26 protein-coding genes and 2 tRNA genes are annotated in these 22,872 nt (G+C 64.0%); 6 read left to right on the top strand and 22 right to left on the bottom strand.

Going from position 1 to position 22,872, the window contains the following annotated elements; translation table 11 throughout:
• Window positions 1-156 precede the first annotated feature (156 nt).
• The 6 genes from HHL26_RS23535 to rplU all read right to left on the bottom strand — a co-directional run bounded on the left by HHL26_RS23535 (window position 157) and on the right by rplU (window position 5,051).
• Complete coding sequence (locus HHL26_RS23535) at window positions 157-1,074, bottom strand: NAD(P)-dependent oxidoreductase (protein ID WP_176392403.1); 918 nt, start codon at window positions 1,072-1,074, stop codon at window positions 157-159.
• Window positions 1,075-1,077: 3 nt separating this feature from the next.
• On the bottom strand, window positions 1,078-2,208 hold the full coding sequence (proB, locus tag HHL26_RS23530; protein ID WP_066559289.1) for a glutamate 5-kinase: 1,131 nt from the start codon (window positions 2,206-2,208) through the stop codon (window positions 1,078-1,080).
• Between the two features lie 73 nt (window positions 2,209-2,281).
• Window positions 2,282-3,382, bottom strand: coding sequence for a GTPase ObgE (gene obgE / locus HHL26_RS23525; RefSeq protein ID WP_066559287.1), 1,101 nt, complete (start codon window positions 3,380-3,382; stop codon window positions 2,282-2,284).
• A gap of 222 nt (window positions 3,383-3,604) precedes the next feature.
• Window positions 3,605-4,180, bottom strand: a complete 576-nt coding sequence (locus HHL26_RS23520; RefSeq protein WP_066559286.1) for a GNAT family N-acetyltransferase — start codon at window positions 4,178-4,180, stop codon at window positions 3,605-3,607.
• Between the two features lie 274 nt (window positions 4,181-4,454).
• Window positions 4,455-4,724: a 50S ribosomal protein L27 gene (gene rpmA, locus HHL26_RS23515; RefSeq protein WP_007683600.1), complete on the bottom strand. Its 270-nt coding sequence runs from the start codon at window positions 4,722-4,724 to the stop codon at window positions 4,455-4,457.
• A 30-nt stretch (window positions 4,725-4,754) separates the two neighbouring features.
• Entirely contained in the window at window positions 4,755-5,051 is a 297-nt protein-coding gene (gene rplU, locus HHL26_RS23510) for a 50S ribosomal protein L21 (protein WP_066559284.1), read from the bottom strand.
• Window positions 5,052-5,298: 247 nt separating this feature from the next.
• On the opposite strand from rplU, the gene HHL26_RS23505 reads away from it, so the two are divergent.
• From HHL26_RS23505 to ybaL, 3 genes are all read left to right on the top strand, one after another.
• The gene (locus HHL26_RS23505) at window positions 5,299-5,700 is read left to right on the top strand and encodes a hypothetical protein (RefSeq protein ID WP_066559282.1); all 402 of its coding nucleotides are present in this window, start codon (window positions 5,299-5,301) and stop codon (window positions 5,698-5,700) included.
• Window positions 5,701-5,757: 57 nt separating this feature from the next.
• Window positions 5,758-5,898 (top strand): hypothetical protein, encoded by a 141-nt coding sequence (locus HHL26_RS23500; RefSeq protein ID WP_169576878.1) that lies wholly within the window; start codon window positions 5,758-5,760, stop codon window positions 5,896-5,898.
• Window positions 5,899-5,974: 76 nt separating this feature from the next.
• Window positions 5,975-7,612 (top strand): YbaL family putative K(+) efflux transporter, encoded by a 1,638-nt coding sequence (ybaL, locus tag HHL26_RS23495; protein ID WP_066559280.1) that lies wholly within the window; start codon window positions 5,975-5,977, stop codon window positions 7,610-7,612.
• A 126-nt stretch (window positions 7,613-7,738) separates the two neighbouring features.
• Here the strand turns inward: ybaL and HHL26_RS23490 are convergent, their stop codons facing one another.
• From HHL26_RS23490 to HHL26_RS23435, 12 genes are all read right to left on the bottom strand, one after another.
• Entirely contained in the window at window positions 7,739-9,484 is a 1,746-nt protein-coding gene (locus HHL26_RS23490) for a DEAD/DEAH box helicase (protein ID WP_066559277.1), read from the bottom strand.
• A gap of 343 nt (window positions 9,485-9,827) precedes the next feature.
• Window positions 9,828-10,526: a 50S ribosomal protein L1 gene (rplA, locus tag HHL26_RS23485; RefSeq protein WP_066559275.1), complete on the bottom strand. Its 699-nt coding sequence runs from the start codon at window positions 10,524-10,526 to the stop codon at window positions 9,828-9,830.
• A 4-nt stretch (window positions 10,527-10,530) separates the two neighbouring features.
• A complete protein-coding gene (gene rplK / locus HHL26_RS23480) occupies window positions 10,531-10,962 on the bottom strand; it encodes a 50S ribosomal protein L11 (RefSeq protein WP_007709087.1) in 432 nt (143 codons plus the stop codon).
• Window positions 10,963-11,146: 184 nt separating this feature from the next.
• Window positions 11,147-11,683: a transcription termination/antitermination protein NusG gene (gene nusG, locus HHL26_RS23475; protein WP_037451561.1), complete on the bottom strand. Its 537-nt coding sequence runs from the start codon at window positions 11,681-11,683 to the stop codon at window positions 11,147-11,149.
• 62 nt (window positions 11,684-11,745) lie between these two features.
• Window positions 11,746-11,952, bottom strand: coding sequence for a preprotein translocase subunit SecE (secE, locus tag HHL26_RS23470; protein WP_066559273.1), 207 nt, complete (start codon window positions 11,950-11,952; stop codon window positions 11,746-11,748).
• Window positions 11,953-12,121: 169 nt separating this feature from the next.
• Window positions 12,122-12,197, bottom strand: a tRNA-Trp gene (locus tag HHL26_RS23465).
• A gap of 68 nt (window positions 12,198-12,265) precedes the next feature.
• The gene (locus tag HHL26_RS23460; RefSeq protein WP_066559263.1) at window positions 12,266-13,489 is read right to left on the bottom strand and encodes a dihydroorotase; all 1,224 of its coding nucleotides are present in this window, start codon (window positions 13,487-13,489) and stop codon (window positions 12,266-12,268) included.
• On the bottom strand, window positions 13,486-14,496 hold the full coding sequence (locus HHL26_RS23455) for an aspartate carbamoyltransferase catalytic subunit (protein ID WP_066559261.1): 1,011 nt from the start codon (window positions 14,494-14,496) through the stop codon (window positions 13,486-13,488). Before HHL26_RS23455 ends, HHL26_RS23460 begins: the two co-directional genes overlap by 4 nt.
• Before the next feature lie 39 nt (window positions 14,497-14,535).
• Window positions 14,536-16,146, bottom strand: coding sequence for an NAD(P)/FAD-dependent oxidoreductase (locus HHL26_RS23450; protein WP_066561901.1), 1,611 nt, complete (start codon window positions 16,144-16,146; stop codon window positions 14,536-14,538).
• Complete coding sequence (locus HHL26_RS23445; protein ID WP_066559259.1) at window positions 16,143-17,300, bottom strand: aromatic ring-hydroxylating dioxygenase subunit alpha; 1,158 nt, start codon at window positions 17,298-17,300, stop codon at window positions 16,143-16,145. Before HHL26_RS23445 ends, HHL26_RS23450 begins: the two co-directional genes overlap by 4 nt.
• 96 nt (window positions 17,301-17,396) lie before the next feature.
• The gene (locus HHL26_RS23440) at window positions 17,397-17,669 is read right to left on the bottom strand and encodes a phosphoribosyltransferase family protein (RefSeq protein ID WP_066559257.1); all 273 of its coding nucleotides are present in this window, start codon (window positions 17,667-17,669) and stop codon (window positions 17,397-17,399) included.
• Complete coding sequence (locus HHL26_RS23435; RefSeq protein WP_066559256.1) at window positions 17,629-18,612, bottom strand: bile acid:sodium symporter family protein; 984 nt, start codon at window positions 18,610-18,612, stop codon at window positions 17,629-17,631. The genes HHL26_RS23440 and HHL26_RS23435 overlap by 41 nt, the downstream gene beginning before the upstream one ends.
• 107 nt (window positions 18,613-18,719) lie before the next feature.
• Between HHL26_RS23435 and HHL26_RS23430 the strand changes: the two genes are divergently transcribed.
• Window positions 18,720-19,475: an enoyl-CoA hydratase-related protein gene (locus tag HHL26_RS23430; protein WP_066559254.1), complete on the top strand. Its 756-nt coding sequence runs from the start codon at window positions 18,720-18,722 to the stop codon at window positions 19,473-19,475.
• Window positions 19,476-19,573: 98 nt separating this feature from the next.
• On the opposite strand, the gene HHL26_RS23425 is transcribed toward HHL26_RS23430, so the two are convergent.
• The 3 genes from HHL26_RS23425 to HHL26_RS23415 all read right to left on the bottom strand — a co-directional run bounded on the left by HHL26_RS23425 (window position 19,574) and on the right by HHL26_RS23415 (window position 21,456).
• Window positions 19,574-20,464 carry a DMT family transporter gene (locus HHL26_RS23425; RefSeq protein ID WP_066559252.1) on the bottom strand — a complete coding sequence of 297 codons (891 nt, stop codon included), beginning with the start codon at window positions 20,462-20,464 and terminating at the stop codon, window positions 19,574-19,576.
• An 83-nt stretch (window positions 20,465-20,547) separates the two neighbouring features.
• Window positions 20,548-20,862, bottom strand: coding sequence for a hypothetical protein (locus HHL26_RS23420; RefSeq protein ID WP_066559250.1), 315 nt, complete (start codon window positions 20,860-20,862; stop codon window positions 20,548-20,550).
• Between the two features lie 72 nt (window positions 20,863-20,934).
• A complete protein-coding gene (locus tag HHL26_RS23415) occupies window positions 20,935-21,456 on the bottom strand; it encodes a MarR family transcriptional regulator (protein WP_066561897.1) in 522 nt (173 codons plus the stop codon).
• Window positions 21,457-21,584: 128 nt separating this feature from the next.
• Here HHL26_RS23415 and HHL26_RS23410 point away from each other — a divergent pair.
• Window positions 21,585-21,659, top strand: a tRNA-Gln gene (locus HHL26_RS23410).
• Between the two features lie 320 nt (window positions 21,660-21,979).
• Window positions 21,980-22,102, top strand: coding sequence for a hypothetical protein (locus HHL26_RS24570; RefSeq protein ID WP_254911533.1), 123 nt, complete (start codon window positions 21,980-21,982; stop codon window positions 22,100-22,102).
• Between the two features lie 300 nt (window positions 22,103-22,402).
• Here HHL26_RS24570 and HHL26_RS23405 read toward each other — a convergent pair whose 3' ends face one another.
• A complete protein-coding gene (locus tag HHL26_RS23405) occupies window positions 22,403-22,603 on the bottom strand; it encodes a hypothetical protein (protein ID WP_082748642.1) in 201 nt (66 codons plus the stop codon).
• Window positions 22,604-22,872 lie beyond the last annotated feature (269 nt).

Below are 22,872 nucleotides of genomic sequence, written 5' to 3'. Positions count from 1 at the left end.
CCGCGTCAGTGCCGGCAAGCAGCTGATCGAGAATGTCGTTCGGTATCGAGGGTTCTTTGCGTCGTGACATACCGGGTCTCCTTGTTCCCCATTATGCCTCGTCGCACACGAAATTCCTGACAGTCCCCCGCTCTCCACCCGAACCAGCAAGCCGCGCTACAGCCACCCCTTCGCCCGATAGGCATCGACCGTCGCTTTCAACCCGTCTTCGGTCGTCACTTTGGGCACCCACAGCTTTTTGGGCGGTTGCTTGCGCTTTGCCACAACCCAGTCGGGATGGCAGAAATAGCTCACCCGATCGAGCGTCAGCTTGGCATTCCTGCCGCGCACCATCCGATCCAGCCGGGCGCCCAGTCCCAGCGCCCAGCTCGGCGTCGCGAAAGTCCGCACTGGTCGCCCGACCGCCCGGCCGATCGCCTGCGCGAACTCCATATGGTCCCAGCCGCCCGGCGTACCGTCATCGACTTCATAGACATGGGTCAGGCTCTTCATGTCCTTCTCGACCGCCAGCGTCAGGAACAGTCGCGCCAGATCGCTCACCTCGATCACCGACAGCCGCCCACCCGGAGGCATCAGCATGATCCCGCGCTTGGCCATGCGGAACAGCTCCAGCATCTCCCGGTCGCCCGGTCCGTAGATGGCGGGCGGCCGGATAATGGTCCAGTCGAGCCCACTTGCCTTCACATGCCGTTCGGCCAGTTCCTTCGACCAGCCATAGTCCGACAGCCCCGGTTCCCGCGCCGAGAGCGAGGAGACATGGAGCAGCCGCTTGACCCCGCGCTGACGCATGGCGTCGACCACCGCCATGGTGCCGCGCGCATTGCCGATCTCGAACCCCTCGCGATCCGGCGCGTTCACTACGCCCGCGATATGGATCACCACATCGGCGTCGCGCACCAGCGTGTTGAGCGCCGCCCGATCCTCCAGCGCGCCCGGCACCCATTTCAGATGGGCGCGGGGCGGCTGAGCCCGGCGGGTGATGGCTGAGACATGATGTCCCGCCGCCAAGGCCTGATTCAGCGTTTCGGCGCCGACGAAACCCGTCGCGCCCGTCATCGCAATGCGTAGGGCCATGGATCAGACCATCGCCATATGATCGCGATGGACCAGCACGGAGCGGGGGAGGTGCCCCAGCAAAGCGGCGATGTCCTCGCTGCGCTTGCCCGCGATGCGCGCCGCTTCATCGCTGTCATATTCGATCAGGCCGCGCGCGATCACCCGTCCGTCCTCGGCCAATATGTCGACCACGTCGCCGCGGGCGAAGATGCCCTCGATCCGCGCCACGCCAGCGGGCAGCAGGCTGTTGCCGCGCCCCAGCGCCGCCTCCGCCCCGGCATCGACCACGATCCGCCCCCGCACCGTCAGGCGCCCGGCCAGCCAGCCCTTGCGCGCGCCCTTCGCCTGCGCGGCGAGGAAGATCGAGCCTTTGCCGCCATCGCTCCAATGCGACAGCGGCGAATCCACCTTGCCGGAAATGATCGCCAGATGCGCGCCAGCCCCCGTGGCGATGCGCGCCGCCTCGATCTTGGAGGTCATGCCCCCTGATCCCATGCCCGAGGCGGAGCCGCTGTCCGCCATCCCGGCAATGCGCGCATCGATGCGCTCGATTGTCTCTATCAGCATGGCGTTCGCATCGACATGCGGGTTGGCGGTGTAAAGCCCGTCGACGTCCGACAGCAGCACAACTGCGTCAGCCCGTGCCGCCTGTCCGATACGCGCCGCCAGCCGGTCATTGTCGCCAAAGCGGATCTCCGCCGTGGCGACGCTGTCATTTTCATTCACCACCGGCACGACGTCCAGCGCCATCAGCCGCTCCAGCGTGGCGGAGGCGTTAAGATAGCGGCGGCGATTCTCCAGATCGTCCAGCGTCACCAGCATCTGTGCGGCTGTGATGCCGTTCTCGTGCAGCAGGCTCGCCCAGCATTGCGACAGCGCAATTTGCCCCGTCGCTGCTGCCGCCTGGGCATCCTCCAGGGAACCACGCCCGCCCTTGGGCAGCTTCAACCGCCGCGCGCCCAGCGCAATGGCGCCGGAGGAGACGATGATGATCTGCTGCCCCGCAGCCTTGCGTGCCGCGACATCCGCGATCAGCGTGCGCAGCCAGGCTTCGCGCACTTGTCCCTGCGGGTCGACCAGCAGCGCGGACCCGATCTTGATGACCAGACGGCGGATTTGAGACGGCGGAAAGCCGGAGAGGGAAGGGGTCATCTATATCTTCCTCCCCTCCCTTGCAGGGAGAGGTCGGGGGAGGGTAGCGATCGAAGCGAGCCTGATTTGCCGGTCAGATCGGAGACCACGGCGCCTCGCCTTCCTCACCGGCCTCATCCTCCTCTTCATTGTCGCTGGGCTGGTCCAGCAGCGGCAGCACCGCGTCCAGCAGAGCCGGTACGCCTTCGCCGGTCGCGCCGGAGATGATGAATACATCCTCCACGTCAGCCTCGTCCCGAAGCTGTTCGGCAATGTCTTCCATCAATTCCTGCCCCAGCAGGTCGCCCTTGTTGAGCGCTACGATCTGCGGCTTTTCGTCCAGCCCGCCGCCATAAGCCGCCAGCTCATCCTGCACGATGCGGAACTGTTCGACCGGATCGTCGCCGGTCGCATCGATCAGGTGCAGCAGCACCCGGCACCGCTCGACATGCCCCAGGAAGCGGTCGCCAATGCCCGCGCCTTCGGCGGCGCCTTCGATCAGCCCCGGAATATCCGCCAGAACGAACTCCCGGTCGCGATGCAGCACGACGCCGAGCTGCGGCTTGGTGGTGGTGAACGCATAGGCTCCCACCTTCGCCTTGGTGTTGGTGACCTGATTGATGAAGGTCGACTTGCCCGCATTAGGCATGCCGACCAGGCCCACGTCGGCCAGCAGCTTCAGCCGCAGCCACACCCACATTTCCTGCCCCGGCCAGCCCGTCCCATGCTGGCGCGGGGCGCGGTTGGTGCTGGTCTTGTAGGACAGGTTGCCGCGCCCGCCATCGCCGCCGCGCAGGAATATCATGCGTTGCCCGACCTCGGTGAAGTCGGCCAGCACTTCCTGATCCTCATATTCAGGATAGCCGTCTTCATCCTCCGTGCCCTCTATGGGTGTGGGATCGGACAGGATTTGCGTCCCCACCGGCACCTTGATGACGAGATCGTTGCCGCCCGCGCCATAGCGATTCTTGCCGGCGCCGGGCAGGCCGCGCTGCGCCTTGAAATGCTGGGTGTAGCGGAAGTCGATCAGGGTGTTCAGCCCCGCCACCGCCTCGAAGATGATGTCGCCGCCCTTGCCGCCATTGCCGCCGTCCGGGCCGCCATATTCGACATATTTTTCACGCCGGAAACTGACCGCGCCGGGACCGCCCCAGCCGGATTTGATGTAAATCTTCGCTTGATCAAGAAAATGCATGGCGCGCCCATAGCGGTTTATGCGGCGAAATTAAACCACGCGCTCAGTAAAAGCGGTCGCTTCTTCCGTCAGCGCCAAAACCAGCCGCCGCGTGACGATTTCGCGGAGCCGATCCCAGCCGTCATCGGTTCGTCCAGCGCCGAATCGCCTGGCGCAGCCAGCGGGTGCCCTTTAAGGGGGACGGAGGAAGCAGCGCCCGTCGCTTCCCCCGGCGTTGCAGGATCAGGCCGCCAATGCGGGCACAGAATCCCCGTAAAGGTCCATTGACGAATCCGCCGCCATGCGCGCGGCCTCACCTTCCTCGAAAATCAGGCAGTCCGCCGCTGCGCCCCGGCCCAGGCTGAAGCGCGTTTCGATCCGTCCGGTATAGCGGAAGCCGATCTTGCGCAGGACGTTGCCCGATGCCGGGTTGTCCGTGAAATGGGCTGCACGGACATCGCGGATTCCCGACGCCCGCGCCATGTGCATGACAGCGCGCGCGGCCTCCGTGGCAAAACCCAGACCCCAATAAGGGCGGGCGATCCAATAGCCCAGTTCCGCTGTGCCATCCTCCTCCAGATGAATGCCGCAGCCGCCCACCAGACGCGGCGCGCCGTTGGTGCGGGTGAAGGCCAGCAGGCGCGGCAGGCGCGGATCCTGCGGCGTGGCGAGGAAAGCCTCGGCATCAGCCTGCGCATAGGGGGCGGGCGCACGCGTCAGGTTGCGCAGGATCGAAGGATCACCGATCGCTTCGGCCAGGGCGGGCGCATCTTCCATCCAGCCGGGCCGCAGCAACAGGCGAGGGGTACGGGCGAACATTCAAACGTCTCCTGATTTCTGGCGCGCCTCTGGCCGCAAAAAGTTACGGCTTGACGACGCTTTGTCTCTGGCTGGGCCCGCCGCCTCGACGCGCGAGGGGGAGGTGGAGTTCCAGAGGCTTGAGGGAAAATGAGGGGAGACGCCGACAAATGGAAAAAGGGGCGCTCCCGGACGGGGCGCCCCTTGTTTTCCTCGAACGCTGACGGTGGACTAAAAGCCGTTCCGCCAGGAGGATCGCCCCGATTGCGAGGGACGATCCGTCATCAATCGTCCGTTATTCGGCTGCTTCGGCCATGGCGTCGACCGACACATATTTGCGGCCGAGCTTGCCGGTGTGGAATACCACGCGGCCTTCACCGAGCGCGAACAGCGTATGGTCCTTGCCCATGCCGACATTGCGGCCCGGGTATACGCGGGTGCCGCGCTGGCGAATGATGATGTTGCCGCCGATCACTTCCTGACCGCCGAACTTCTTCACGCCAAGGCGCTTCGATTCCGAATCGCGACCGTTGCGCGATGAACCGCCAGCTTTCTTATGTGCCATGACTCAAACTCCTCGTGACTTAGCTGCGGCTCAGGCGATCGACACGATCTTGAGGATCGTGTGATTCTGGCGATGGCCGTTCTTGCGGCGGTAGTTGTGACGACGACGCTTCTTGAAGACGATGACCTTCTCGCCCTTCGCCTGCGCTATGATTTCAGCGGCGACGGTCAGCTTGGCTGCGTCCTTCACATCGCTGCCTTCACCGGCGAACAGGATGTCATCCAGGGTCACCTTGTCGCCAGCCTCACCGGCCAGCTTTTCGACGACGATCTTGTCTCCGGCGGCGACGCGATATTGCTTGCCGCCCGTGCGCACGATTGCGAACATGGCTCTTCTCTTCTCGTTCAAATCTGCTTTACGCAGATCGTCGAGGACATGAAGCCCTTACCGACCCGCGCGGGAATGTGGCCCGCTACTGGAATGACTCGCTTCTGTCAACCGGCAAGAGCATTTTCAGATTGGCGGCAAAGCCATCATTCGGTTCGAAAATACGACCACCATCCGACCGGCTTTCAGGGCTGGTTTTTCGGCTCACCCGTTCCTATCTTGCATCGCGGAAGGGATATTATCACGCATGACGCCGACGCCATACAGGAATGAAGCCGGGCCGGGCGGCCTGCCCTTCATCCTGTCTCTGTGGCTGTCGCTCGGCGTGGCGCTGTTGAGCGCCCTGGCACCCCTGGGGCCGCCGTCCAGCAGGATCACCGGCTCCGCCTTCAACCCGGCGACCACCGGCGTCGTGCTGAAGGCCCGCGCTGATGCGAATCCCATCGCGCTCCGGGTGACCGAGCCGGATGGCGATGGGCGGGCACCGGCATTGGCGCCCGCCGCGATCTGGTTCCTGCCCGTGGCGGCGTTGCCGCCGGGCGCCGCGCTTCTCCTGCCTGCTCGTCGCCTTTCTCCTTCTTTCCCGTCCCCCAAGCCCTTCCACCTGCTTTCCCGCCAGCGCGCCCGCGCGCCGCCTGCCTTTTCCTGACGTATCGCTCTCAGGGCGGACCCTTTGGGAACCGCCGTCAGGAAAAGGAGCTTCTTCATGACCCGCAGAAGATCGCGCCGCGGCGACCACGATTCGTCTCGCCGCCGCCCGCCCCCGTGGTTCATGCCTGCCGTCCTGGCGGGACTGGGCGCGGCCGGCGCGCTGCTGTCGGCGGCCATGCTGGCTGTCGCTGAATGAAAATAGGATAAGCTGCCGGTGGTGGGACGCACGAACTCAGCGCACTCCGCCGGCGGCGCCAAGGAAAACATACTCTATGCCCCATCACACGCCCCTGATCGGAACGATCGTAGCGGGCCTTGTCGTTGCCTTCATCATGGGCGCCATCGCCCATCGCCTGAAATTATCGCCGCTGGTCGGCTATCTGGTCGCCGGCATCATCGTCGGTCCCTTCACCCCCGGATTCGTTGCCAATGCGGGGCTGGCCAATGAACTGGCGGAAATCGGCGTGATCCTGCTGATGTTCGGCGTCGGCCTGCATTTCTCCCTGCGCGACCTGCTGTCGGTCAAGAATATCGCGGTGCCCGGCGCCATCGGGCAGATCGCCGTGGCGACACTGATGGGCATGGGGCTTGCCCATTATATGGGCTGGCCGCTGATGGGCGGGCTGGTCTTCGGCCTCTCGCTTTCGGTGGCGAGTACGGTCGTCCTGCTGCGCGCGTTGCAAGGGGCGGATCTGGTCGAAACCTACCGGGGGCGTATCGCGGTGGGCTGGCTGATCGTGGAGGATCTGGTGATGGTCCTGGCGCTGGTGTTGCTTCCCGCGCTGGCCGGGGTCATGAACAATGCCGACGCGGGCGGTGGAGCAGGAGCCTTGCTCGCGCCGTTGCTCATCACCTTTCTCAAGGTTGCGGGCTTCGTCGCTTTGATGCTGGTCGTCGGCCGCCGCGTCATTCCCTGGGCGCTGCACTGGGTCGTCCATAGCGGCTCGCGTGAGCTGTTCCGCCTCGCCGTCCTTGCCATCGCCCTCGGCGTCGCTTTCGGCGCGGCGGTCGCCTTCGACGTCTCCTTCGCGCTGGGCGCTTTCTTCGCGGGCATGATTCTGGGCGAAACGCCGCTCAGCCGCCGGGCGACGGAGGAAACGCTCCCCTTGCGGGATGCCTTTGCGGTGCTCTTCTTCGTCTCGGTCGGCATGTTGTTCAATCCGGCAGTGCTGATCGAACAGCCGCTGCCGCTGCTCGCCACCGTGGCGATCATCATCGTCGGCAAGTCCATCGCCGCCTTCGCCATCGTTCGCGCCTTCGGTCATCCCGGCGACACGGCGCTGACCATCGCGGCGAGCCTGGCGCAGATCGGGGAATTTTCCTTCATCATTGCCTCATTGGGCACGGGATTGGGCGTGCTGCCCGCCGAGGCGCGCGACCTGATCCTCGCGGGCGCGATCGTGTCGATCTTCCTCAACCCGCTGATCTTTTCGGTTATCGTGCGCAGCCACAAGGCGGAGGATGAAGAGGAAGCGAAGCCGGAAAAGGCGCCGGAAAAACCGCGCACCGGCCATGTCATCCTGGTCGGCTATGGCCGCGTCGGCAAGCTGATCGCTACCCGGCTGGCCGAGCGGCAAGCCCCCTTCGTGGTGTTGGAGGGCGATGCCGACCGCGCCGACGCAGCGGAGGAGGCCGGCCTGTCAGTGGTGCGCGGTAACGCGCTGGAGGACCGCTACCTCGCCGCAGCGGGCATCTGCGAAGCCCGCCGCCTGCTGATCGCGGTGCCGGAGGGTTTTGAAGGCGGTGCGATCCACCAACATGCGCGCCGCCTGAACCCGAATCTTCAGGTCATCGCCCGAGCGCATTCGGACGCGGAAGTCGCTCATCTGGAAGGGCTGGGCGTCCCCCACGTCGTCATGGGCGAGCGCGAACTGGCCGCCAAGATGCTGGCGCTCTGCGGCGCGGGCTGACCCTGCAAACAGGAAGGGCCGCTCCATCGAGGAGCGGCCCGTTTACCTTGGAGCATCATGCGCAAAAACGATGCGATCACAAAAATTTAGTGCATGCGTCCTGCGTCGGATTTAACGCAGCGCGCTTTAGCGGGGCTTGCGAGGCCCAGCGCGCTTGGGGCCGCCCTTGAAGGGCCGCGGGCTGTGTGCGGGTGGGCGCGGGCCGCGCTCGCTATTGGGCCGTCCCTTGCCATGCGGTCCTTCGCGCCGATTCTCCCGCGCCATTTCGCGTGGCTTGCCCTCGATTTGCTCGATGGCAACTTCGGCGCCTTCGTCATTGGCCTGGCCGGTGCGCTGCACCGCGCCGACGAACTTCGAAGCGATGGCGGAGGGAATTTCGAACATCGTTTCATTGGCGGCAATGCGGATCGCGCCGATATCGCCCCGGCTGACATGCCCGCGACGGCAGATCAGCGGCAATATCCAGCGCGGATCGGCATTCTGGTTGCGGCCGATGTCCATGCGGAACCAGATGGTGTCCTCAAAGCCCGGACGCGGTCCGTCCCGCCGCGCAGGCGCTTCGCTGGCATCCAGCAGCTCCTCGGGGGCGGGCAGGGCGGCACGGGCACTGCGCACCAGCATCGCCGCGATTTCCTTGGCGGACTTTTCGGCCAGCAGCTCGGCGCCCAGCGCCCAGTCCTGCTCGTCCAGCTCGGCCTTCTCCATCAGGCTGGCGCGCAGCCGCGCATTGTCCTGCTCCTGGATCGCTTCCTTGCTCGGCGGGGTGCCCCATTCAACCGGAATCTTTGCGCCACGCAGCATGGATTCGACCCGGCGGCGGCGCGGATAGGGCACGATCAGCACGGCCGTCCCCTTCTTCCCCGCGCGCCCGGTGCGGCCCGAACGGTGTTGCATCGTCTCCGCATCACGCGGCAGTTCGACATGCACGACGAGGCTGAGATTGGGGAGGTCGATGCCACGCGCCGCCACGTCGGTCGCCACGCACACCCGTGCCCGGCGGTCGCGCAGGGCTTGCAGGGCGTGGTTGCGCTCATTCTGGCTATGCTCGCCCGACAGCGCCACGGCGGCAAAGCCGCGCTCGGTCAGGCTGGCGTGGAGGTGTCGCACATTATCGCGGGTGGCGCAGAAGAGGATCGCCGTCTCCGCCTCATGATAGCGCAGCAGGTTGACCACGGCGTTCTCGATGTCGGCGGGGGCAACCGTCAGCGCCTGATAGCTGATGTCGCCATGGCCGCGCTCGTCGCTGACGGTGGAAATGCGCAGCGCATCCTTCTGATAGCGCTTGGCCAGCGCCACGATCGGCTTGGGCATGGTGGCGGAGAAGAGCAGCGTGCGCCGTTCGTCCGGTGCGCCGTCGAGAATCTCTTCCAGATCCTCGCGAAAGCCCATGTCGAGCATTTCGTCGGCTTCATCGAGCACCACGGTCTTGAGGCCTGAAAGGTCGAGCGCGCCACGCTCCAGATGGTCGCGCAGACGGCCCGGCGTGCCGACGACGATATGCGCGCCATGGCTGAGCGCCCGGCGTTCCTTGGCAGCATCCATGCCGCCTACACAAGTGGCAATGCGGGCGCGGGCCTCGCCATAGAGCCATTCCAGCTCGCGGCTGACCTGCAACGCCAGTTCGCGCGTCGGCGCGATCGCCAGCGCCAGCGGCTTGCCCGCGACGGGAAGGCGGCTCTGCTCGCCCAGCAGTTCCCCCGCCATGGCCAGGCCGAAAGCGACGGTCTTGCCCGATCCGGTCTGCGCCGACACGATCAGGTCGCGGCCTTCGGCTTCGGGTTGGGTGACTTGCGCCTGTACTGGGGTCAGATTTTCATAGCCCTTCCGTGTCAGCGCATCGGAGAGAAGGGAAGGAAGGTGTTCAAAACTCATGATAATATCCGTGGAGTGCGACCCGTCTCTGCTGACGGCATCTTTATTCTGATGTCGGGCCTGACCTGATGTCATTTGGCCCAACGTTTCGGGTGCGCTCCACTCTCTCATCCGTTGGGGCTGTCTGAAAGTGCGTTTTGCTCTTTCAAGCCCTGCTCTTTTGAAGTGCAGAAGGGTGGAATGGCCCGTGCCTTTGCCTCCTTTGAAGAGGCAATTTCGTCCGTCTCTTCAGTGAAGCAGGGAAGGACAGGAGAGCCTCTTATCAGAAGCCTCCCCAAAAAAGAAGAAAGCCTCCTTCCCCGCGCGGAGGAAGGAGGCTCCCCTTAACTGTTATAGTCTGGGATCAGACCGAAGCGACTTCCGCCACGTCGACCTTCACGCCCGGACCCATCGAGGACGACAGGGCGATCTTGCGGACGTACTTGCCCTTCGAACCCGACGGCTTCGCCTTGACGATCGCGTCGACGAACGCGTCGAAATTCTTGCGCAGGTCGGCAGCCGAGAAGCTCGCCTTGCCCAAGCCAGCGTGGATGATGCCGGCCTTTTCGACGCGGAATTCGATCTGACCGCCCTTGGCGGCCTTGACCGCTTCAGCGACGTTCGGGGTGACGGTGCCCAGCTTCGGGTTCGGCATCAGACCCTTGGGGCCCAGAACCTTACCCAGACGGCCGACCAGACCCATCATGTCGGGGGTGGCGATCACGCGCTGGAAGTCGATGTTGCCGGCCTGGATCGATTCCAGCAGGTCTTCGGCACCCACAATGTCGGCGCCAGCGGCAGTCGCGGCTTCAGCCTTGTCGCCACGGGCGAACACGGCGACGCGGACGTCCTTGCCGGTGCCGGCGGGCAGGGTGACGACGCCACGGACCATCTGGTCGGCGTGACGCGGATCGACGCCCAGGTTGATCGCGATTTCGACGCTTTCGTCGAACTTGGCGGTCGCGTGGGTCTTGATCAGGCCCAGCGCCTCATCGACGCCGTGCAGCTTTTCCTTGTCAACGGCAGTGGCCAGAACCTTGGCCTTCTTGGTCAGCTTTGCCATGGTCTTAGCCCTCCACCACTTCGAGGCCCATCGCGCGAGCGGAGCCTTCGATGATCTTCGTCGCCGCGTCGATGTCGTTCGCGTTCAGGTCAACCATCTTAGCCTGGGCGATTTCAGCGAGCTGGGCGCGGGTGATCTTGCCGGCGACGACCTTGCCCGGTTCCTTGGAACCCGACTTCAGGTTGACGGCCTTCTTGATCAGATAGGTGGCGGGCGGCTGCTTCGTGACGAAGCTGAACGAACGGTCCGCATAGACGGTGATGATGGTCGGCAGCGGGGTGCCCTTTTCCATCTTTTCCGTCGAGGCGTTGAACGCCTTGCAGAATTCCATGATGTTCACACCGCGCTGACCCAGCGCCGGACCGATCGGCGGCGAGGGGTTGGCGGCTCCAGCGGGCACCTGGAGCTTGATATAGCCCGTAATCTTCTTGGCCATTGTCACTCACTCTGTTGCTGGACGTGTCCGAAGACGCGCCCGGTTCAAGTTTAGCGGTCAGACGGGTTTCCGAAGAAACCCTCCCGCACTTCCCCTTGTCGTCATGCCAGCGGAAGCTGGCATCTCAGGCCGCAAGGGAACGACCCGAGGCACGAGATCCCAGCCTGTGCTGGGATGACGTGAATTACTTCGAAAGCTCGACCTGCTCGAAGTCCAGCTCGACCGGCGTGGCGCGGCCGAAGATCGACACGGACACCTTGACCCGGTTCTTTTCGAAATCCAGCTCCTCGACGGTGCCGTTGAAGCTCGCGAAGGGGCCGTCCAGCACCTTGACGCTGTCGCCGATTTCGTAATCGACGCTGACCTTGTGCTTGGGCGCGGCCTCGGCTTCCTTCTGGGCGCCGAAATAGCGGGCGGCATCGGCCTCGCTGATCGCCTGAGGCTTGCCCGACGAACCCAGGAAACCCGTCACCTTCGGCGTGTTCTTGACGAGGTGGTAGATGTCGTCGTTCATCGCCAGCTTGGCAAGGACATAGCCGGGCATGAACTTGCGCTCGACCTGCACCTTCTTGCCGCGCTTCACCTCGGTCACGGTCTCGGTGGGGACTTCCACCTGCTCGACCAGTTGGGAGAGGCCCATGCGCTCGGCTTCGGACAGGATCGATTCCTTGACCTTGTTCTCGAAGCCCGAATAGGCGTGGATGATGTACCAGCGCGCCATGTTACCGTCTCAAACTCCCGATCTTAGCGATTTACTTGAAAATCGCGGCAATCAATAAAAACTCAGGCTTGACCGGCCGCAAAGGCCAGCAGCCATTGCACGATCGCACCGAAGAAGGTGTCGATGCCGAAGAAGAAGAGGCCCAGCAGCGAGGTCATGATGACCACCATCACGCCAGTCATGATCGTTTCGCGGCTGGTGGGCCACACGATCTTGTTGGCTTCGGTCCGCACCTGATTGACGAATTCGCCCGGAGAAACCTTCGCCATCGCCTGTCTCAAACCCTTCGAACAAACACCAAAGCGCGAAGCAACAGTCCGCCCTCCCGATCCCGCCCATATTGGCGTCCGGGGGTGCGGCCGCCTGCTCCGCGACCCATCTTCGTCTGCGCACTTAGCCGCGAACCCTTGGTTTATCAAGGTTTCACGGCAAAATCTTTGGCAGGAGTGGAGGGACTCGAACCCCCGGCATTCGGTTTTGGAGACCGACGCTCTACCAGCTGAGCTACACTCCTGCACTTTGGCCTGTGCCAGCGAAGGAGGGCGCTTTAGCGTGGCCCGCCTGGGAGGGCAAGGGGAGAAATCAGAGGAAAACGCCACCCTTCATGATCTTGCGCGCGCGGCCCTGCACAGGCATGCGATTGAAGGGCGTATTCCCTGCCTGCGCGGCCATTTTCGTCGAATCGACGATCCACGGCATGTCGGGATCGACAAAGATCAGGTCCGCCGCGCTGCCCGGCGCGAAGCTGCCCGCATTGACGCCCAGAATCTTCGCCGGATTGGCGCTGAGCAGGGTCATCAGGCGACCCAGCGACACATGTCCTTCGCGCACGAGATTGAGCGACAGCGCAAGCAGCGTTTCCGCCCCTGCCATGCCCGGCGAAGCGTCCGCGAAGGGAAGGCGCTTGTCCTCCGGTCCGCGCGGATCGTGGCTGGAGGTGATGACGTCGACCGTGCCGTCGGCCACCGCCGCGATCGATGCCTTACGGTCGTCCTCCGACCGCAGCGGCGGCGAGAGGCGCGCAAAGGTGCGGAAATCCGTCACCGCATTGTCGGCCAGGAACAGATAGGCCGGGCTGATGCCGCAAGTGACCTTCAATCCTTCGGCCTTGGCGGCGCGGATCAGGTCGAAGCCCGCCTTGGTCGTCACCAGCCGGAAGTGGAGCGCCGCCCCGGTGGCGCGCGCCAGCATGATGTCGCGGGCGATGGCCATGGCTTCGGCGCAGGCGGGTGCGTGCGGCAGGCCAAGGCGCGTCGCCGTCTCCCCGCTGGTCGCCACGGCCTTGCCCGCCAGCCCGCCATCTTCGGCATGGGTGATGACGGTGAGTCCAAGGCCGGAAGCATAGGACAGCACCCGCATCATCACGCCCGAATCCGCGATCCACTGGCGTCCGGTGCCGACAGCCTTGGCGCCTGCCGCTTGCATCATGCCGATCTCGGCCAGTTCGGTGCCCTTGAGGTCTCGCGTCGCCGCAGCGATGGGGTGCACCCAGAAATCCGGTTTCCCCGCCCGCGTCGCCTGCCGGATGAGGCCTGCATCGTCCAGAGGGGAGGACTGGTCCGGCATCAGCGCCGCTCGCGTAATCCCGCCGAAATGAAAAGCAGGCTTGTCGGTCGCAAAGACGCCCAGATCGATCAGCCCCGGCGCGACCACCAGTCCGCCCGCATCGATCGTCTCCGCATCCTTCGGCACGGCCACATCGCCCGCCGCGACGATCCGGTCGCCTTCGATCAGGATGACGCCGCTGTCGACATCCTTGCCTGCCGGATCGGCCAGCTTCCCGTTGATGATGGCGAGCTTTGTCATTGCCATCCCTCCACGCCACGCGCGCCTCGGGTCAGCACGTCCAGACAGGCCATGCGAATGGCGACCCCCATTTCCACCTGCTCGGTAATCGCGGAGCGCTCGGGATGATCGGCCACCACGCTTGAAATCTCGACGCCCCGGTTCATGGGGCCGGGATGCATCACCAGCGCATCGGGCTTGGCGATGGCGAGCCGCTCGGGCGTCAGCCCGTAGAACATATGATATTCCCGCGCCGAGGGGATGAAAGCCCCGTCCATGCGCTCATTCTGGAGCCGCAGCATCATCACGACGTCGGCGCCCTCCAGCCCTTCGTCCATGCGGGTGTATGGCGTCGCGCCCAGCATCTCGACCTCGGGCGGCATCAGCGTTGGCGGCGCCACCGCCCGCACCTGCGCGCCCAGCGCGGCGAGGCAGAGCATGTTCGACCGCGCCACCCGGCTGTGCAGCACGTCGCCGCAGATCGCCACGATCAGCCCCTCGAAACCGCCCTTGCGCCGCCGGATGGTCAGCGCGTCGAGCAAGGCCTGCGTCGGGTGCTGGTGCCAGCCGTCGCCTGCATTCAGTACCGGGCAATCCACCTTGTCCGCGATCAGCGCCACCGCGCCCGAACTGGCATGGCGGATGACGATCACGTCGGCGGCCATGGCGTTCAGCGTCATGGCGGTGTCGATCAGCGTCTCGCCCTTCTTCACGCTGGACGTGGCCGCCGCCATGTTGACCACGTCCGCGCCCAGCCGCTTGCCCGCAATCTCGAAGGACAGCAGCGTCCGCGTCGAATTCTCGAAAAAGGCGTTGATCTGCGTCATGCCTGCCAGGCGATCGTCATGCTTGCGCGCGCCGCCCCGGTTGCTCTTCGCCCAATGTTCCGCCTCATCGAGCAGGAAACGGATTTCCCAGGGCTTGAGGTCCGCGATGGACAGCAGATGCCGATGCGGAAACAACGCCCGGCCAGTCAGGTCGCCCCCTTTAAGATCGGACTGGGCGGATGGAACGATGATGTCGGGCATGAACCGACCCTTTAGGCGAGGGTGGGGGCGAGGGCAAGCTCAAGCGCGCCCGAACCACCGCCCCAGCAGCGTTCCGTCCTTCATCACTTCTCGCGCCGCATTATGCCCCGGCGCGCCGGTCACGCCACCGCCCGGATGCGTCCCGGCGCCGCACATATAGAGCCCCTTCAACGGCCCGCGATACGCCCCATGCCCCAGCACCGGCCGCGCTGCCCAAAGCTGGTCCAGCGTCATATTGCCGTGCATGATGTCGCCGCCCACCAGCCCGAATTTCCGCTCCAGATCGAGCGGCGAGAGTATGTCCCGCGCGATCACCGAACGCGCGAAGCCGGGCGCATGGGCATCGACCGTCGCGATGATATGGTCCGCCGCCGCTTCGCGCTCATCATCCCAACTGCGGCCCTCCGGCAAAACCGGCGCGAATTGCTGGCAGAAGAGGCTCGCCACATGGCATCCGTGCGGGGCGAGACTCTCGTCGACCGTCGAAGGAATCAGCATCTCGACGATCGGCTCGCGCGACCAGCCATCGCGCTTCGCATCCATGAAGGCGCGGTCCATATAATCCAGCGTCGGCGCGATGATGATCCCCGACTGGTGATGCTCGCCCACGCCCGGCAGGCAGGAAAAGTCCGGCAGCGCCGACAGCGCCACATTCATGCGGAAGGTGCCTGATGCCGTCTTGAACCCCCGGATGCGCTTCAGGAAATCGTCCGGCAGGTCGCCGGGGTCCATCAGCCGTTCATAAAGCAGCTTCGGCCCGACATTGGCGATGATGGTCTTGCCCATTACTTCCTCGCCGCTTTCCAGCCGGACGCCGACGGCGCGCTTTCCGTCGACCAGCACCGACGCGACCGGCGCCTCCAGGCTGATCTCCACTCCCATTGCGCGCACCACCTGCGCCATGATCCGGGTGATCGTTCCCATGCCGCCGACGCTATGGCCCCAGACGCCTTTCTTCCCGTTCACCTCGCCAAAGACATGGTGCAACAGCACATAGGCGCTGCCCGGCGTGTCGGGCGAAGCATAATTGCCCACCACCGCGTCGAAGCCGAAGGCGGCCTTCACCGCCTCGCTCTCGAACCAGCCGTCCAGAAAGCCGCGCGCCGATTTGGTGAACAACTCCAGCACGTCGCGTTGCTGCTCCAGCGTCAGCCCGCCGATCCGCCGTCCCTGCCGGAGCGCGGCGACCACCATCGCCAGCCCATCGCCCGCATTGGGCGGTGCCTTCAACGTCATGTCGCGCAGCACGTCCGCGACCACCTCCAGCGCATCATAATAAGCGGGCAGGGTGGCGGCGTCCTTCGCGCTGAACTTGGCGAACTCGGCCTGCGTCCGCTCGACCCCGCCGCCCAGCTTCAAATAGCGGCCGTCGGGTTGCGGCAGGAAATTGCTGATGGGGCGCTCGATCACGCGATAGCCATGTTCGGCCAGAGCCATGTCGCGGATCACCTTGGGGTGGAGCAAGCTGACGGTATAGCTCGCCGTCGAATTGCGGAAGCCGGGGTGGAACTCCTCGGTGACGGCGGCGCCGCCGACGATGGCGCGCCGTTCGAGGATTCGCACCTTGTACCCCGCCCGCGCCAGATAGAAGGCGCAGACCAGGCCATTATGCCCGCCCCCGATGATGACGGCGTCATAGCGTTTCGTCATGCGGCCCGGCTCCACCCTGCCGCGGGCGCCCGATGCAGCCGCGCCTGCGGAATGATCTGCCGCATCCGCTTGCAAAAATGCCGGAGCGCCACCTCCCGATCGGACAGTGGCCCCACGGTGAAGCTTTCCGCAGCCACGCCCGCTTGCACCCGATCGATCAATGTCCTGTCCTCGGCATTGACCTGCCGGTTGATCCGCCAGTTAAGATAGCGCGCCGCCCTCATTTCCCGGCGCTTATCAGGAATCGCATAGGGAATCTCCCGAATCAGCGTCTGCGTCGGAGACAGCGGCAACCACTGCATGAAATCGATCTGGTCGGGATATATGTCGAAAGCGATATTGGGCCACAGCTTGAAATAGGCCCAAAGCCGCTGCCGCTCATCCCCCAGATGCGGTATGCGCGGCAGGAAATGCTGATAGGCCCGCTCGGAAAGGTGGCTGGAAGGCCGGTCGAGGATCGGTCCCCACATCCTGTCGGCATATGAGCTTGCCTCGACGCCATAGCCATCGCCCATCAGCCGCTTCAGCCCCGGATGCGCCACCGCGATATGCAGCCCGTCCGAATAATTGTCTCCGATAATCTTCCAGTTAACCGCCCGCGGGCGCAGCGTCACTCGACCGAGCGCCCGCAATTCCTCGAAGCGATAGGCTGCGATCTCGCTCAGATAAGGCGCCAGCATCTCCGCCACGGAAGGCCCGCCATCATCCTCCAGCCGCACGAACAGGAAGCCGTGGAAATTCTCGACTTCCACAGTCGCCAGCCCATGATCGGCCATGTCGAAGGCATAGCTCGCCCCCATCGGCACCCCGGTCAGCCGCCCGCCGCTGTCATAGGTCCAGCCATGATAGGGGCAGGTGAGCTTCCTTGCGCAGCCCGACGCCGCATCGACGATCCGCGCCCCGCGATGGCGGCAGACATTGGTGAAGGCGCGGATGGCCTGATCCTCGCCCCGCATTACGATCACGCTTTCCCCGATATAATCCAGCCGATGGAAGTCGCCGGGGGAGGGGATGTCGCTTTCATGCGCTGCGATCTGCCAGGATGGCCGGAACACCCGGCGCAGTTCGGCATGGAAAAATTCGGGATCGCGATAGGTCCAGCCGGGCAGGCTCCATGCCGCGTCGGGATCATCCTCTTGCCCGCTGCCGTCCATTATCGCGAGCCCCACACGTCGCCGAAGTTATACATTCGTATAACAGTAACGGTTCGCGGGCAACAAGGGCGGCCGGAAACTCCGTTCTTTGGAAAGCTACTGTGTCCTTTCCGGCACATCGCCCCAATCGGCCAATATGCTCTCCCGGCTTGCCACGGTTTCCCAGGGAAAGACGAACCAGTCCTTGGTCACCGCCCGGTCGATGGCCTCCGCGCGATAGTTCACCGCCGCCGCCGACCGGACATTGTCCATCAGAACGGCAAAGCGCACCGCCTCAGCCGGAGCCGCCGCCATGGCGTCCCGCACCGCATTGATCGTTCGCCCGCTGTCATTGATATCGTCGACGAACAGCAGCTTGTCTCCGGCCATAGCGCCGCGCCAGCACCGCGCAGGCCATCAACTGTATCTGGTGGAACAGCATGACCGGCAGCAGAATCGGTCCGACCGCGCTGGCCGGGAAGAGCACGCCGGCAATTGGCACGCCCGTTGCCAGGCTTTTCTTCGATCCGCAAAATTGCAGCACGATCGCATCCTGTCGCGAAAGGCCCATCAGCCGCCCCAATAAGAAGGTGAAGAGCAGCACGACGATCAGCATCGCGATGCACAGCGCGGCCAGCAGCAGCAGATCGCCCCGCGACACCTTGTGCCACAGCCCCTCCACGACGGCCGCGCTGAAGGCGGAATAGACCACCAGCAGGATAGACCCGCGATCCACCCGGCCCAGCATCGCCCTGTGCCGGTTCACGAAGCCGCCGATCCATGGCCGTGCCAGATGTCCCACGACAAAGGGCAGCAGCAATTGCAGCACTATGTCCTCGATCGAGGACAGCGAAATCAGATTTCCCGTTCCGCTTTTCTCCATCATCAGGGCGACCAGCGCCGGCGTCAGCGCGATGCCCAGCAGATTGGAAAAGGATGCGCTCACCACCGCGGCGGCGACATTGCCCCGCGCAATCGCCGTAAAGGCGATGGAGGACTGCACCGTGGACGGCAGCAGGGTCAGGAACAGCAATCCTGCGCGCATCGACGGGGGAATCGCCGTCACCTGCTGCGTCGCAAGGCCGATCAACGGAAAGACCGCAAAGGTCGTTCCCAATGTCGCCAGATGCAATTTCCAGGCCTTGGCCCCGCCCCAGATCGCCTCCCGCGACAGTTTGGCGCCATGCAGGAAGAACAGCAGAACGATGCCCGCATCCGCGGCGGCTCCGGCGATACCGGCGGCCTCGCCCCGCGCGGGCAACAAGGATGCGAGCGCCACCGTGCAGATCAGCAGCAGCAGGAAAGGGTCCAGAATCTCGCGCAGGCGTTGCATGGCTCGGCTTTAGGCAGAATGGTCGAAAAAGAATAGACGTCCCAGCGCCGATCGGCCAACAGTCGCCCGGTCAATCACCGCAGCCAAAAGTGAAGGAGAGTCGGGCCGTGAGCGAAGGGATCGCCATCGTCGAAAATCAGGGCGTCATCGAAATCCACATCGACCGGCCTGACAAGAAGAATGCGCTGACCGCCGCCATGTACCGTGCCATGACCGCCGCGCTGGCCGATGCGTCCGCGCGGGACGAGATCGGCGTCGTGTTTTTCGCCGGGAAGGGCGACGCTTTCTGCGCGGGCAACGACCTGAAGGATTTCATGGCTGGCCCGCAGGGCGGGGAGGCTGCCTTTGCCTTCATCCGCGCCATCGCCGCCTTTGAAAAGCCGATGGTCGCCGCTGTTCAGGGACTCGCCGTGGGGGTGGGCACGACCATGCTGTTCCACTGCGACCTGGTCTATGCTTCGCCCGATGCGCGCTTCATCACGCCCTTCGTCAATCTGGGGATCGTGCCTGAAGCAGGCTCCAGCCTGCTGGCGCCCGCCACATTCGGCTATGCCAAGGCTGCGTCGATGCTGCTTCTGGGCGAGCCGATGGACGCGCAGACGGCCGATCAGGTGGGTTTCGTCACGGCGATCGTCCCCGCCGATAGCCTGTTGGATCATGCGCGGCGGAAAGCGGCCCTGCTGATGACCAAGCCGCCCCAGGCGCTTGCCGTGACGCGCCGGCTGATGAAGGGCGATCCGGCCGTGCTGAACCAGCGGATCGAGGAGGAAGCGCGACTGTTTCAGGAAACGCTTCGCTCCGCCGAGGCGCAGGAGGCATTCGCGGCCTTTTTCGAGAAACGCCCGCCAGTGTTCCGGCGCTAGAAACATTCCGGTCTGATTGAACCGGAATGTTTCCAGGGGAGTTTTTGTTTTCCGTGATTTCCGAGTCAGCAGGTGATTCCACTTGCTTCGAAATCACTCTAACGCTTCCCGAACCGGATTTCGCTGACAATGACGGCGGCGACCACCAGCGCGCCGCCCAGCAGGGCGATGGCCGGCAGTCGGTCGCCTGCGATCCAGCCGATCAGGCCCGCCCAGACCGGCTCGCCCGCATAGATCAGCGTCGCCCGGGTCGCTGACACGCTCTGCTGCGCCCAGTTCATGACGAACTGGATCAGCGCCGTCATCAGCCCCAGGCCGCAGGCCGACAGCACCACCGTCCAGGAAAAGGGCGGAATCACCTCTCCAGCCGGAACCATGCAGGCAAAGGCCAGCAGGGATGTCACCGCCAGTTGGATGAACGTGACCCGCGCCACGTCGACGCGGCTCGCCCACAGGCTGATGAAGATGATCTCCAGCGCGATGGCGAGCGTGCTGATCAGCGTCAGCGTCTCGCCCCGGTCCAGCGACAATCCATCCTTCGGCGCCGCGATCAGCAACAACCCGATGAAGGCCAGCGCCACGCCCGCCCAACTCGCCAGCCGGGGCCGCCTGCGCAGGATGATCCATTGCAGGATGGGAACCAGCGGCACATAGGCGGCAGTGATGAAGGCCGACGTGCTGCTGGCGATCGTCTGAAGCCCCCATGTCTGTAGCGAATAGCCGGTGAAGATGCCGACCCCGATCATCACCCCGGCCAGCCATTCGCGCCGGGTGACGCCACGCAACAGGGGCAACGCGAACGGCAGCGCCATCAGCGCGGCGGTGCCGAAACGCAGCCCGACGAAGAACAGCGGACCGCTGTGGCGCATCGCCTGATGGACGATCAGAAATGTGCCGCCCCACAACAGGGTAATGCCGATCAGCGCCAGTTCCGGGCGTCCGATCATCAGCCGGGAGGGGGAGGGGGTTTTGGAAGTGGCGCCATGCATGCCATCGCTGGTGCTGCCGATGGCCGCTCAGGTCAAGCGCCGCTCCCTTGCGGGGGCCGGGGAGCGGCGCTTTTCCGTTCGGGTCAGTCCTTTCGGATGTCGTTGCCCGCGCGTTCCATTGCCGAGCCGACATCCTGCTTGGCCTCGTGCGCCTCTCGTTCGGCATCGCGGGAGGCATTGTCCATCGCCGCGCCCATCCGGTCAGAACTCTCGTCTATCGCATTGCCTGCCTTGTCGAGCCCCCTGTCGATCTTCTCTCCCGCCTGGTCGACCGCGTTGCTCACATCATTGCCGATGGCGGAGCCTGCATTTTCCAGATTGTTGGAGGCCTTTTCCGAACAGGCGGACGCGCTCAGGACGGTCAGCACCGACATGGCGGCCAGATATGATTTGCGCATGGTTTACCCTCATTTGCCATCAACGAAGGTCTAATAAGCGTTGCTGCGGTGATAAGGTTGCGTAACGATCTTTCAGCGGCCGCGCAGGCCGAACACCATCGATCGATCCTGATCGGGGATCAGCCCTTCCAGCACGCGCCAGAACCCGGTGACGGAGCCTTGACCCGCCTGGGCATAGGCGGCCGCCATTTTTTCCCGCAGCGCGCGGAACAGCTCTGCCTCCAGCGCAACCCCGGCGGGGCTCAGCCGCAACAATTTCTGCCGCCGGTCATTAGCGCCCTGCCGGGTTTCGATATAGCCCTGCTCGATCAGGTCGTTGAGCACGCGCCCCAGCGACTGCTTGGTGATCGCCAGCAGGCGCAGCAGATCCTTGACGGTAAGGTCGGGCTGACGCGAGATGAAATAGAGCGCGCGGTGATGCGCCCGGCCCAGCCCTTGCGCGGAGAGCCCCTCGTCGATCGACCGGGTCAGCGCGGAATAGCCGAAATAGAGCATCTCTATGCCCCGGCGAATCTCGTCTTCGCGCAGGAATAGCGGCGAAGCAGGCGAGATCTGGGAGGTCGAGACGGCTGATGGAGAATTCGGAGCGGACATGCCGGGCAATTCCAGGCTGAAGGGAAGGGCGGGGCGCATATTGGCCGTTTCGGAAAATAATGACTAGGCTTTCCTTTCGCGCAGCACACGCTATATGGCGGTCCGCGCCGGCGATATCCGGCCGATGCTGGGGCGTCGCCAAGCGGTAAGGCAGCGGCTTTTGATGCCGCCATTCGCAGGTTCGAATCCTGCCGCCCCAGCCAGCCGAATCCTCTAGTTTCGGCCCATTTCCAGTGACTTATGTAAAGATCTCTATCGAAGAGGGTTGGATCCGGTTCTCCCTAGAAGCGATGCTGAATCATCTGAAGACCGGGCTGGAGCGAACCTATACGGGTACGATCTCGAAGAGGAGAAGCGGCGCTGGTTCGCGCGATGGGAACAGGAAGTGCTGACTATCGCGCGTCGTGCCAGCGTCGCCGAATTGCTCGAAGCGCCAGACGACCGTATGGATGGTGGGCGATCACCACAAGGCTCTGGTATCGAGCCAGGCTTGACCCTCTGAAAGTCGGAACCGGGGGCAGCGGTGGAATTTGCTGCTCCCGGTGCCCAGCTCGAATTCCCGGAGGAAATTGCTTGGGCGTTTCGCGCGCAAACGATCAATCTGGCGGCGCGAAAGGCAGGCGAGTTCCCCAAAATCGGCCAGTGATCATCCGGTCGTCCTGTTTGGGCAGAGCATTGCGAGGCACGGGCATACTCCCAATAACTCAACCAATGGTTCTGCAATCCGCCGACTATGTCACTGGTCCAAATCGGAGCAAATGGAGTTAAATCGGATCGCATCGTCCGAAACGCGGATGCGTTCAAATCGAGTAAGGCAGAAAGCAGGCCTCGCTTTTTTAGGGCACTCATTGCGCGGCGCAACGTTGTTCATCAGATACTTTGACGTGGAAGGGTAAGGGCGGCCGTTGAGGTGTGAAAATCTCGTTCTCCAACGATAGGGCAGATTTCAGTTCTTGGGTGTGACCCAGACTTCGACGGGGGCGACGAATTTGCCGGGCGCCGGTTTCCCAACATTCACGCGGTCCGCCGTCACGCGCTCTCCATTTTCCAGATGGAAAGTGGCCCAAGGCTTTGGCATCCGGCCGAAGGTCATCTTCTGGATTGGTTGGCCGGTGGTCGAATTCATTATGGTTGCTACGATGCTCATCCGGCGGCGAGTAGCGTCCGACCGAGCGAATCGTCTATCGGCAAATTTATGTTTTCCACAGCTTTCACTCTCGACCCTTTGTGGTCGTTCAGCCGCTGGTTTTTTGTTCACAGGTCCGGTCAAGCGGTTCACGAGGATCGAAGGTATCGCTCCGGTGAGGGCCGCCTTGCGGTGATCCGCTGATATTTTGACATGGCACCGGTGCAAGCGCCGGTGTTTGCACCGATACTAAGGACGGTGCGATGAGTCAGATCACGGTAATTTCGGGG

It is taken from the genome of Sphingobium sp. TB-6, assembly GCF_012927365.1.
Classification (GTDB): Bacteria; Pseudomonadota; Alphaproteobacteria; order Sphingomonadales; family Sphingomonadaceae; genus Sphingobium.
This window is presented reverse-complemented; position numbering and strand designations above follow the sequence as displayed.